The 11,593-nt window shown below is 72.1% G+C and carries 9 protein-coding genes; 7 read left to right on the top strand and 2 right to left on the bottom strand.

The genetic code is table 11. The features are described 5' to 3' along the window. Positions 1-378: helix-turn-helix domain-containing protein (locus tag ACFPZ3_RS59545; RefSeq protein WP_379523327.1), on the bottom strand; the 378-nt coding region annotated here is incomplete at its 3' end. A gap of 194 nt (positions 379-572) precedes the next feature. Between ACFPZ3_RS59545 and ACFPZ3_RS59540 the strand changes: the two genes are divergently transcribed. The 6 genes from ACFPZ3_RS59540 (at position 573) to solA (ending at position 8,761) form a co-directional block, all read left to right on the top strand. Further along, entirely contained in the window at positions 573-1,550 is a 978-nt protein-coding gene (locus tag ACFPZ3_RS59540) for an aldo/keto reductase (protein ID WP_379523326.1), read from the top strand. A 25-nt stretch (positions 1,551-1,575) separates the two neighbouring features. After that, complete coding sequence (locus tag ACFPZ3_RS59535; protein ID WP_379523325.1) at positions 1,576-1,887, top strand: hypothetical protein; 312 nt, start codon at positions 1,576-1,578, stop codon at positions 1,885-1,887. Positions 1,888-2,105: 218 nt separating this feature from the next. Further along, the gene (locus ACFPZ3_RS59530) at positions 2,106-3,488 is read left to right on the top strand and encodes a Rieske 2Fe-2S domain-containing protein (RefSeq protein ID WP_379523324.1); all 1,383 of its coding nucleotides are present in this window, start codon (positions 2,106-2,108) and stop codon (positions 3,486-3,488) included. Next, on the top strand, positions 3,481-4,998 hold the full coding sequence (locus ACFPZ3_RS59525; RefSeq protein WP_379523323.1) for a glutamine synthetase family protein: 1,518 nt from the start codon (positions 3,481-3,483) through the stop codon (positions 4,996-4,998). The genes ACFPZ3_RS59530 and ACFPZ3_RS59525 overlap by 8 nt, the downstream gene beginning before the upstream one ends. An 11-nt stretch (positions 4,999-5,009) precedes the next feature. After that, complete coding sequence (locus ACFPZ3_RS59520; RefSeq protein WP_379523322.1) at positions 5,010-6,443, top strand: aldehyde dehydrogenase family protein; 1,434 nt, start codon at positions 5,010-5,012, stop codon at positions 6,441-6,443. Beyond that, on the top strand, positions 6,440-8,761 hold the full coding sequence (solA, locus tag ACFPZ3_RS59515) for an N-methyl-L-tryptophan oxidase (RefSeq protein WP_379523321.1): 2,322 nt from the start codon (positions 6,440-6,442) through the stop codon (positions 8,759-8,761). The genes ACFPZ3_RS59520 and solA overlap by 4 nt, the downstream gene beginning before the upstream one ends. A 2-nt stretch (positions 8,762-8,763) precedes the next feature. Here the strand turns inward: solA and ACFPZ3_RS59510 are convergent, their stop codons facing one another. After that, complete coding sequence (locus ACFPZ3_RS59510) at positions 8,764-9,456, bottom strand: GntR family transcriptional regulator (RefSeq protein ID WP_379523320.1); 693 nt, start codon at positions 9,454-9,456, stop codon at positions 8,764-8,766. Between the two features lie 213 nt (positions 9,457-9,669). Here ACFPZ3_RS59510 and ACFPZ3_RS59505 point away from each other — a divergent pair, with 213 nt between their 5' ends. Beyond that, on the top strand, positions 9,670-11,535 hold the full coding sequence (locus ACFPZ3_RS59505; RefSeq protein ID WP_379523319.1) for a primary-amine oxidase: 1,866 nt from the start codon (positions 9,670-9,672) through the stop codon (positions 11,533-11,535). The last annotated feature ends 58 nt before the right edge of the window (positions 11,536-11,593 follow it).

Here is an 11,593-nt window from a genome sequence, read left to right as displayed (position 1 = left end):
CATCGTCTCCAGCAGCAGCTTCAGGTGGGGGCGCACGGTGCGGCTGGGCGGCGGCGGTGGCTCGGAGGCGTAGCGGGCGGCGCGGGCGGCCAGCTCGCGCAGGTGCTGATGCTCCTCGTCGTCGAGCTGAAGGGCACGCGCGAGGGCGTCGATCACCGACGGGCTGGGCCGGGTCTCCTTGCCCCGTTCCAGACGCACGTAGTAGTCGATGCTGATCCCGGACAGGGTGGCCAGCTCTTCCCTGCGCAGCCCAGGGGTCCGGCGCAGGCCGGGACCGATGGTGAGGCCCACCTGCTCGGGACTGGTCTGCGTACGGCGGGCGCGCAGGAACCGGCCCAGCTCCGTGTCAGTGCCGCTGGGAGTGCGCTGGTGTGCCATGCCTTCAGTTTCACACTCGTGCCGGCGTGCTCGGTGGCCAGGTGGGGGGCCGTGTCATTACCCCCGAACATCACGCCCTGGCACCGGAGCGGGGACGACGCGAAGGTGGATATCCGTAGCGACCCGTATGCCCGATGGCGGCGCTCCTGCTACCACTCAGAGCACATGAAAGACATTGGAACGGAGAAAACCTGATGAGGCACATCATGCTGGGCGACCTGGAGGTCTCCCGCATCGGTCTGGGCGCCATGGGCATGTCCCACGGCTACACCGACTCCGGCACCGACGAGGCCGAGTCCATCCGCACCATCCACCGTGCCCTGGAGCTGGGCGTCACCTTCCTCGACACCGCCGAGGTCTATGGCCCGTACGCCAACGAGGACCTCCTCGGCCGGGCTCTCAGGGGCCGCCGCGACCAGGTCGTGCTGGCCACCAAGTTCGGCATGATCTCGCACACCGGCCGCGGCCCTGGCAACCGCGACAGCAGTCCGGCCAGCATCCGCACCGCCGTCGAAGGCTCACTCAAGCGCCTCGAAACCGACCACATCGACCTGTATTACCAGCACCGGGTCGACCCGGACACGCCCATCGAGGAGACCGTCGGCGCCCTGGCCGAGCTGGTCGCCGAGGGCAAGGTCCGCCACATCGGCCTGTCCGAAGCCGGCCCGGAGACCATCCGCCGCGCTCACGCGGTGCACCCGGTCGCCGCCGTGCAGTCGGAGTACTCGCTGTGGACCCGGGGGCTGGAGGAGCGGGTGCTGCCGCTGCTGCGCGAGCTGCGCATCGGCCTGGTGCCGTTCGCGCCGCTGGGGCGCGGCTTCCTGACCGGGAAGATCCGCTCTGCCGACGGCTTCAAAGAGGGCGACTTCCGGCACGGCAACCCGCGTTTCACCGGCGAGAACTTCCAGCACAACCTGCGCCTCGCCGACGAGGTCGCGACCGTCGCCGCCGAGGCGGACGCCACTCCGGCCCAGGTCGCTCTGGCCTGGCTGCTGGCCCAGGGCGACGACATCGCCCCCATCCCCGGCACCAAGCGCGTCAGCCGCGTCGAGGAGAACACCGCCGCCGACGGCGTCCAGTTGACCACCCAGCAGATCGACAAGCTCTCCAGCCTTCCTCCGGCCGCGGGTGACACCCACCCCGAAGCGGGCCTGCGGATGATGGAGCGCTGACTCCACTGGTATCGAGGAGTACTTCATGCGTGCAACCGTGATGTACGGCGCCGGCGACGTCCGCGTCGAGAATCGGCCCGATCCGAAGATTCAGCAGCCTGCTGATGCGATCGTCCGGATCGTGCTGTCCTGCGTGTGCGGCAGCGACCTGTGGCCGTACGCGTCCATGCCCGCCACCGGGACCGGCCGCCCCATGGGACATGAGTTCCTCGGCGTCGACTACGCCGCCTCATGTCCGGGCGCGACCATCGGGCAGGGCCTCGCTGTGCGCGGCGAGGAAGTCGCCGGCGCACGAGCCGCAATCGACTCCTGGCTGCGACGCACCGGCCTTCGCTGAGGATGCTGGACGCTCCGGCCGCTGCCGGGGGCCGGACCACGACGCGAGGAGCAGATACGGGTGATCGACTGAGCGCGACGTGTCGGCGTGGTTCATCACCGAAGGGCTCACGCGACGGTGAGCCCCTTTTTGTTGTCCGAAATATTTCATTTGGGGTGAACCTGTGCCAGCATTGGATCCAAAGTTGAGCAAATCGGATGCGCTTGTGAGGAGATGCCATGTTGAAGCGCGAGGACAACGAGCGCGTCACGCGGTCAGGTCCTGGCACTCCCCTCGGCGGGCTGCTGCGGTCCTACTGGCAGCCCGTCGCGCTGGTCTCCGAGATGGCCGCGGACCGCCCGGTCAAGCCCGTCCGGATCATGGGCGAGGACCTCGTCCTGTTCAGGAAGGACGACGGCGGCTGGGCGCTGGTCGGCCGGTACTGCGCGCACCGCGGCGTGGATCTCGCCTTCGCCCGGCACGAGGACGGCGGGTTGCGCTGCCTCTACCACGGCTGGCTGTACGGGGCCGACGGCCGCTGCCTGGAGCAGCCCGCCGAACCTGAGCACAGTTCGTTCGCCTCGAAGGTGCGCATTCCGAGCTACCCGTGCCAGGAGCGCAACGGCCTCGTCTTCGCCTACCTGGGTGCGGGCGACCCGCCGCCGTTGCCCGCCTACGACTGCTTCCTGGCGCCCGACGCGTACACCTTCGCCTTCAAGGGCTGGTGGGAGTGCAACTGGCTGCAAGGACTCGAGGGCGGCATCGATCCGAGCCACGTTTCCTACCTGCACCGTTTCGTCGGCGAGGACCCGCGCGAGGCGTACGGGCAGCAGTTCAGCGAGGAGGTCGAGGGCACCGGGCAGAAGCTGTCCAAGCTCGTGGGCGACAGCCACCGACCGGACATCGAGGTCGAGGCCGACACGCACGGGCTTCGGGTGTTCGCGCTGCGCCGCCTGACCGAGGAGCTCCGGCACGTGCGGATCACCAACCTGCTCTTCCCGAACGCGTTCGTCGTGCCGTTCGGCAACAGCAAGGCGTTCTGCCAGTGGCACGTGCCGATCGACGACGAGAACCACTACTGGTACATGATCCTCTACGACTTCGCCGAGCCCACCGACAAGGATCGGCTGCTGCGGCAGCGGTTGGGCGAGGTGTCGCTGCCCGACTACCGGCCCCTGCGCAACAGGTCGAACGGCTGGGGGTTCGACGCCCGTGAGCAACGCGAGCTGACCTACACCGGCATGGGCCTGGACATCAACGTCCATGACCAGTGGGCTGTGGAGAGCATGGGGCCGATCCAGGACAGGACCGTGGAACGGCTGGGCGTCTCCGACCGGGCCGTCACCGCGAACCGGCGGCTGCTGCTGCGGGCCATCGACGCCGCCGAGGCCGGGAACCCGTTGCCGGGCCGGCCGCTGGACGAGGCCGCGGCGCGCGAGCCGGCCGGACCGCTCGCCATCGACACCGTCACCCCGGCGGAGGGGTGGGAGCAGGCGTGGCGGGAGCGCGAGGCCGAGCGCCGCGCCCGCTCCCCCTGGGCCCGGCCAGGCGCGCTGCCGGATTCCGGCCGGCCGGCGGGAACGACGCCCCGCCCTGGGTCGCAGGCGGGCTCGCGTGCGTAGCGCCGATGCGCGGCCGGTCGCCGAAGGAGGCCAGGGGGCGAGCGCCCGGCCGATGCTCGCCGCCGACCGCGACGGCTACATCGCCGCGCACGGCCTCTGGAGCGAGCATCAGTACGCCGCCGCCGGTCAGATGCGCCGGGTCATCGACGAACTGGGCCTGGAGCTGATCCGCTTCTCCTTCGCCGACCAGCACGGCGTGCTCCGCGGCAAGACCCTCACCAGGGACGCCGTGCCCGCCGCCCTGCGCTCGGGTGTGACCGCGCCCTCATCGCTGCTGCTCAAAGACACCTCGGGCAAGACGGTCTTCCCGGTCTTCGCCGCCGACCCGGGTCTGGGCGTGGCGGGGTTCGCGGGCGCGGGTGACGTGGTGCTGGTGCCCGACCCGGCCACCTTCCGGGTGCTGCCGTGGGCGGAGCGGACCGGCTGGATCCTGTGCGACGTGCGCTTTCCCTCCGGGGCGGCGGTGCCGTTCTGCACGCGCGGCGTGCTCCGTAACCGGGTGGAGGCACTCGCGGTGGCCGGGTACGACCTCACGGTCGGTGTGGAGCTGGAGTTCCACGTGTTCCGTACGGCGGAGGCCATGAGCGCGCGGCAGGTGGGCAGGCCGGGCGCGCCCGGCCTGCCGCGTGAGGTGTCGCCGGTGAGCGGCGGCTCGCAGCTCCTGCACGAGGAGGGGCTGGACCGGCTCGATGACCTGGTGCAGCTGCTGCACCACGGGCTCACCCGGCTCGACCTGCCGCTGCGCTCGCTGGAGCTGGAGTTCGGGCCCAACCAGCTGGAGCTGACCCTGCACGCCCGTGACGCCGCCCAGGCTGCCGACGACGTGGTCCTGACCCGTTCCGCGGTGCGCCAGATCTGCCGGCGGCACGGGTACCACGCGACGTTCATGTCCCGGCCGGCGAGCGCGGAGGCGGCCTCGACCGGCTGGCATCTGCACCAGTCCCTGCGCGACCGCGCGACGGGCGCCCCGGTCTTCGACGCCCCCTCCCCCGCGGAGGGCGGGCTGTCCGCGATCGGGCGGCGGTATCTCGGCGGGCTGCTGGAGCACGCCCGCGCCGCCACCGTCTTCACCACCCCCACGGTGAACGGCTACAAGCGTTACCTGCCGTTCTCCCTGGCCCCTGACCGGGTCGTGTGGGGCGCCGACAACAAGGGGGCGATGGTACGCGCGGTGAGCGGGCCCACCGGCACCCGGCTGGAGAACAGGTCGGGTGAGCCCGCCGCGAACCCGTACCTCTACATCGCCTCCCAGATCGTCAGCGCCATGGACGGCTTGGCACGGCGTCTGGATCCGGGGCCGCCCGTGGAGGACCCGTACGACGCGAAGGCCGGGAGCCTGCCGCGGTCGCTGGCCGAGGCGCTCGACGCTCTCGACGCCGACCCCGTGTTCGCCGCGGACCTGGGCGAGGAGGTCGTGTCCTGGTACTCGGCGCTGAAACGCGCCGAGTTCGCCCGCTATCTCGCGCACGTCTCCGACTGGGAGCAGCGCGAGTACTTCGAGCTGATCTAGAAGGGGCTCCGATGAACACCGAGGAACCGTTCCTCATCGACGGCGAGTGGATCGCCCCCGGAGAGCGTGAGACGTTCCCCGTGCTCGACCCGGCCTCCGGCGAGGTGCTCACCAGCGTGGCCCAGGCCACGCCGCCGGACGTGGACGCCGCCGTGGCGGCGGCCGCGCGAGCGCACGCCGAGCGCAGGTGGAGCGGCCTGCCGCCGATCGAGCGCACCCGCGTCCTGCAGCGGATCGCCGACCTCATGGAGGAGCACGCCGAGGAGCTGGCGGTGCTGGAGACCCGTGACAACGGCAAGCCGATCGAGCGCTCACGCGCGGACACGGCGATGGGCGCCAGGACGTTCCGCCACTTCGCGGGCGCCGCGACCCGGCTGACCGGCACGGTGGTGCCCATCGACGCGGCCGGCCACCACGTCTACACGGTGCTGGAGCCCGTGGGTGTGGCCGCTCTCATCCTGCCGTGGAACTTCCCGATCATGACGGCCTGCTTCAAGCTCGCGCCCGCGCTGGCGGCCGGCTGCTCCGTGGTCGTCAAGCCGGCCGAGCAGACGCCGCTGACCCTTCTGCGCGTGGCCGCGCTCTGCGCGGAGGCGGGCCTGCCGCCGGGTGTCCTGAACGTGCTGACCGGCGACGGCGAGGTGGGCGCGGCGCTGTCGCGGCACCCCGGCGTGGCGAAGGTGTCGTTCACCGGCTCGACGGAGGTGGGCAGGCTGGTGATGGCCGCCGCCGCGCCCACGACCAAGCGGCTCACGCTGGAGCTGGGCGGCAAGAGCCCCAACATCGTGTTCGCGGACGCCGATCTGGACGCGGCGGTGCTCACCGCGATGCGCGCCTGCTTCGGCCACTCCGGCCAGATGTGCACGGCGGGCAGCCGCCTGCTCGTGCAGCGCTCGATCCTGCCCGAAATGCGGGAGCGACTGGCCGAGGCGACGCGGAAGGTGCCGCTCGGCGACGGGCTGGAGGGCGGTGTCACGGTCGGGCCGCTGGTGTCGGAGGAGCAGCGGCGGCGGGTGTTGTCCTACATCGAGGCGGGGGTGGCCGAGGGTGCCACGCTCGCGGCCGGCGGCGGTGTGCCGGACCGGCCGGGCTTCTTCGTCGAGCCGACGCTGTTCACGGACGTCACCAACGACATGCGCATCGCCAGGGAGGAGATCTTCGGCCCGGTGGCGGGGGTGATCGCGTTCGAGGACGAGGACGAGGCGGTGTCGATCGCCAACGACACCGCGTACGGGCTGGCGGCGGGGGTGTGGACGCGGGAGTTGTCACGCGCGCACCGGATGGCCGCTCGGCTGCGGGCGGGGACGGTCTGGGTCAACACCTACAACGTGTTCGACCCGGCGTTGTCGTTCGGCGGCGTCGGAGACTCCGGACTGGGCCGGGACCTGGGCGATGACGCCCTGTACTCCTACTGCGAGCGCAAGGCGGTCGTCGTCGCCCTATGAGCATCTCCCACGACCCCGCCGCGCTGCGGGCCCGCACGCCGGGGACGCGCCACGCCCGGCACTTCAACGCCGCCGGCGCCGCGCTGCCCAGCACCGCGACCCTGGCCGCGGTGATCGATCACCTGAAGCTGGAGGCCCGCATCGGCGGGTACGAGGCCGCCGAGGCCGCCCGCGAGCGCACCGAGGGCGTGTACGGGCTGGCCGCCGCCCTGCTCGGCGCGCGGCCCGACGACGTCGCCCTGGTCGAGAGCGCCACCGTCGCCTGGCAGCGGGCGGTCTCCGCGCTTCCGCTCGGTCCCGGGGACCGGATCCTGGCCTCCGCCTCCAGCTACGTCAGCTCTGCGCTGCACCTGCTCGAACTGCGCGGCTCGCGCGGCGTGCGGGTGGAGGTGCTGCCCGCCGACGACGCGGGCCGGGTGGACCTGGAGGCGCTGGAAAGGGCGCTGCGCACGCCAGCGGCGCTGGTCACGGTGGCGCACGTCCCCACCTCGTCGGGGCTGGTCGAGCCGGTGGCCGAGGTGGGCGCGCTGGCGGCCGCGGCCGGTGTGCCCGTCCTGCTCGACGCCACGCAGTCGGCCGGTCAGTTGCCCATCGAGGTGGGCGCCCTCGGCTGCGACGTCGTGGTGGGGACGGGCCGCAAGTTCCTGCGCGGCCCGCGCGGCACGGGTTTTCTGTACGTCAGCCCGCGCATGCGCGAGGTCATGCGGCCGGCCGCCCCCGACGTACGGGGGGCGCGGTGGGTGGCTGATCAGCGCTTCGACCTGGACAGCGGCGCCAGGCGTTACGAGACCTGGGAGGCCGCGCACGCGCTGCGGCTGGGGCTCGGGGCGGCGCTGTCGGAGACCCTGGAGCTGGGCGTCGACCGCATCAGGGAGCGCATCGGGGAACTGGCCGCCCGGTTGCGGCTCGGGCTCGAAGCCCTGTCCGGCGTCCGGCTCGCCGACCCGGCGGGGGCGGGCTGCGGCATCGTCACGTTCGTGCGCGAGGGGCAGGAGCCCGCGCGTACCGCGCTGGAGCTGCGGGAGGCCGGGTTTCACCTGGTGAGCGTGCCGGCCGCGCACGGGCAGTGGGACCTGGGGCGGCGCGGGCTGCCCGCCGTGGTACGGGCCTCGGTACACGTGTACAACGACGAGGAGGACGTGGACGCCCTGCTCGGGCACCTGTCCGCCACCCGTCCGGCCCGTGCGTCCGCCCCCGTGATCAGGGCGGGGGGTGAGCGAGCCGATGTGATCGTGGTCGGCGCGGGTGTGCACGGCAGCTCGGCGGCCTGGCAGCTCGCCCGCCGCGGCGCCCGCGTGATCCACCTGGACCGTTTCCCCGCCGGTCACGTGGAGGGCTCCTCACACGGACGCACTCGCATGATCCGCCGGGCCTACCCATCGCAGGTGTGGGACGGCCTGGTGGACCGCGCGTTCGAGGCGTGGGCGGACCTGGAGCAGGAGGCGGGCCAGAGTCTCGTCACCCGGGTGGGCGGGCTCTTCGCCCGCCCGGCCGGCGCCGCGGGCGGACTGCGCGGCCCGTACTGCCGGCGGGTGGGCCACGAGGAGGCGGCCGCGTTGTTCCCCGGGCTCGCGCTCGGCCCCGGGTTCGAGGCCCTGTACGACCCGGCCGCCGGAGTCGTGGACGCCTCCGGAGCGATGCTCTGCCTGGCGGAGCTGGGCCGGGCATACGGCGTGGACCAGCGCTTCGGCACCCCGGCCCGCGCCTGGGAAGCGGACGGCGACGGCGTCAAGGTCGAGACCCGGGACGGCACGCTGCGCGCGGACCGGCTGGTCGTGTGCGCCGGGCCATGGACCGCCGGGCTGCTGCCGGAGTTCGCCGGTCTGCTGCGGGTGGTCAGGATCGTCAACGTGCACCTCGGCGCGTCCCGGCCGGAGCTGGTGTCGCCGCCTCGGCTGGGCCCGTTCTCGGTGGACGTGCCGGACGTGGGCCTGCTGTACGGCCTGCCCGCCTCCGGCGGCGCCGGCGTCAAGATCGGGCTCGATCACGGCCCCGCCGACGACCTCGGCTCGCCCCGGCACCCGGTCACCGAGGGCGAGAGGCAGGCCCTGCTCTCCCTCGCCCGCCGCTTCCTGCCCGCCGCCGACGGGCCCGTCGAGGAGGAGATCGTATGCCGGTACACGATGGCGCCGGGCAACAGGTTCGCGGTCGGCGCGCTGCCGGGGCGGCCGCAGGTGCTGGTGGCGGCCACCTGCTCGGGGCACGGCTTCAAGTTCGGGCCCGCGATCGGCGCGGCCCTGGCGGATCTGGCCACCGGCGGGCGGCGGCCGGACCTGGAGTTTCTCGATCCCGGGGCGATGGGGCCGGTGCGAAGGTGAGGCTAGCCGTGGAAGACGGTGGCGGAGCGGCGTTCGTACCAGCGGGCGAGCTGCTCGCCGGCGCTGATCACGTGCGCCTGCATCTCGTGCCTGGCGCGCTCGGCGTCCTCCTGGGCGATGGCCTCGACGATGCGCTCGTGCTCCCTGATGTTGTCCTCCCGGTGGCGCGGGTCGTCGCGCAGCACCAGGGCGGACACGTTGCGGGGGAACGCCTCGTTGATCTCCTTGATCACCCTGGCCAGGCGGTCGTTGCCGGCGACCTCGTGGATGAGGGTGTGGAAGCGGTCGTTGGCGACGGTGGTCGGCGCGGGTCCCAGGCCGGTGCGCGGCGCGGGGCCCAGCTCGCGGATGGTCTCGTTGGCGGCCCGCAGCTCGGCGAGCACGTCGGCGGTGATTCTGCGCACCGCCCGCTGGCAGGCCAGCCCCTCCAGTTCGGCGCGCACTTCGTACGCCTCGCGCACCTCCCACGGAGAGGGCACCCTCACGACGGCGCCGCGGTTGGGCACCACCTCGATCAGCCCGCCGGTCTGGAGCTGGCGCAGCGCCTCCCTGACGGGGGTGCGGCTGACGCCGAGCAGCTTGGCCAGCTCGGCCTGGCGCAGTTGCGCGCCGATCGGGATGTCGCCGGACATGATCCGGGCCCTGATGGCAGCGGCCGTCTCATCGACGAGAGCGCTGCCCGAAGGGGTGTCCATGGTGCCTCCGTCTGGGTGGAGAAGGTCGCGGAAGCCCGTGTCCGGCCTGGGAAGCGATCCAACGATAGCAAGATCGTGAGCTTCGGCTCGGACTGTGACCGCCCTGATGTGGATCCATTCTATCCCACATGGGATCCCACATTTGATATCGACTGGAGTGACACATGAGCAGCGATCGCCGCCACCCGCTCGACCCGCTGAGCCCGGCGGAGCTTGCGGCCGCCGTCGCCGCCGCGCGCGCCGACGACCGGCTCGGCGAGCGCGTCCGCTTCTGGGGCGCGACCCTCGACGAGACGTTCGCCAGGGAAGGAAGGCCAGGCCAAGGTGGGCCTGGTGGCGATGGACCACGACACGAGGACCGCCTGGGAGATCGATGTGCTGCTCGGCGAGGAGCCGCGCTGCCTCGACTGGCGTCAGGTCGATCCGCGGCGCCCCGGCATCACCTCCGAGGAGGCCAGGGCCGCGGCGCGGGCGTGCAGGGAGAGCCCCGCGTTCAAGGAGGTGATGGCCAGGCGCGGCATCCACGACGTGTCCCTGGTGATGATCGACCCGGAGTCGATGGGCGGTTTCGAGCCCGAGAGGTACAAGGGCCGCCGGCTGACCTGGGGCACCGTCTGGCACCGCACGCACGAGGGCGACAACGGCTACGCCCGGCCCGTGCAGGGCGTGGTGCCGATCATCGACATGCACACGATGGAGGTCCTGGAGGTCGAGGACCACGGCGTGGCGACGGTGCCGGAGGAGGCGGGCCCGCTGGAGGCCGGCGGGTTCGGCCCCGACCGTGCGGGGCTGAAGGCGCTGGAGGTGACGCAGCCCGACGGGCCGAGCTTCGAGGTGGAAGGCCGGCTGGTCACCTGGCAGGGGTGGCGCTTCCGGGTCGGCTTCACGCACCGGGAGGGGCTCGTCCTGTACGACCTCGAGTTCATGGGCCGGCCGGTGCTCAAGCGCGCCGCCTGCAACGAGATGTACGTCCCGTACCTGGACTCCAACCCCACCCAGTACCGCAAGAACTTCTTCGACTGGGGCGAGTACGGCGCCGGCCCGCTGACCAACTCCCTGGCTCTGGGCTGCGACTGCCTGGGCGTCATCCACTACTTCGACGCCGCCTACCTCGGCGGCGACGGCACGCCCCGGACCATCCCGCAGGCCGTCTGCATGCACGAGGAGGACGACGGCGTCCTGTGGAAGCACAACGACCTGCGCCGCGACGTCAGCCAGGTGCGTCGTTCACGCCGCCTGATCATCTCCAACTTCCAGACCGTGGCCAACTACGACTACGGCTTCTACTGGTCGCTCCACCAGGACGGCCGCGTGGAGCTGGAGATCAAGCTCACCGGCATCCTGTCGGTCGCGGGCATCGAGGAGGGCGAACAGGTCCGCTACGGCCGCGTGGTCGGCCGGAACGTGCAGGCCCCCGCGCATCAGCACTACTTCGCCATCCGCCTGGACACGGCCGTGGACGGCCCGCTGAACCGGCTGGTCGAGGAGCACGCCGAGGGCGAGCAGGACCCGGAGCTGGACCCGTACGGCAACGCGGTGCGCAACGTCCGCACCCCGCTGCTGCGCGAGTCGCAGGCGGCCCGCCGCACCGACCCCGCCACCGCGCGGCGCTGGCGGGTCGAGAGCGCCACCCGCGCCAACAGGTACGGCGAGCCGACCGCCTACCGCCTGCTCCTGCCCAGCACGACACGCTCGTTCGGCCGCCCGGGCTCGGTGATGGCCAGGCGGGCGCCGTTCATCCACCAGCACCTGTGGGCCACCCCATCCGACCCGCGGGAGCACTTCGCCGGCGGGCAGTACCCCAACCACGCCGAGCCAGGACAGGACGGCGTGCACGCCTGGCAGCGGCAGGACCGCTCGCTCGACGGCGTGGAGATGGTGTTGTGGCCGATCGTGGGCACGCACCATTTCCCGCGTCCCGAGCAGTGGCCGGTGATGCCGGTCGACCGGCTCACGCTCGTGTTCGAGCCTGACGGCTTCTTCGACCGAAACCCCGCCATGGACATCCCCGATCCCGCCGCGACCAGCGACCACTGCTGTTCACCCGAAATCCCCGGAATTTCGGACACCAGACCGTAACCCTGCCGATACAAAGCCGACCCCGAAATCCTTGACGATTGGGTTTGGATCCAATTTC

The sequence above is a fragment of the Nonomuraea insulae genome (assembly GCF_042656245.1).
The sequence above is the reverse complement of the archived record's forward strand: the minus strand, read 5'-3'. Positions and strand labels throughout refer to the sequence as shown.

What these genes read in the sequence shown, in the direction of transcription:
- ACFPZ3_RS59540 (WP_379523326.1), top strand. Translation starts at nt 573, where the DNA reads ATGAGGCACATCATGCTGGGCGACCTGGAGGTCTCCCGCATCGGTCTG.
- ACFPZ3_RS59535 (WP_379523325.1), top strand. Translation starts at nt 1,576, where the DNA reads ATGCGTGCAACCGTGATGTACGGCGCCGGCGACGTCCGCGTCGAGAAT.
- ACFPZ3_RS59530 (WP_379523324.1), top strand. Translation starts at nt 2,106, where the DNA reads ATGTTGAAGCGCGAGGACAACGAGCGCGTCACGCGGTCAGGTCCTGGC.
- ACFPZ3_RS59520 (WP_379523322.1), top strand. Translation starts at nt 5,010, where the DNA reads ATGAACACCGAGGAACCGTTCCTCATCGACGGCGAGTGGATCGCCCCC.
- solA (WP_379523321.1), top strand. Translation starts at nt 6,440, where the DNA reads ATGAGCATCTCCCACGACCCCGCCGCGCTGCGGGCCCGCACGCCGGGG.
- ACFPZ3_RS59510 (WP_379523320.1), bottom strand. Translation starts at nt 9,456, where the DNA reads ATGGACACCCCTTCGGGCAGCGCTCTCGTCGATGAGACGGCCGCTGCC.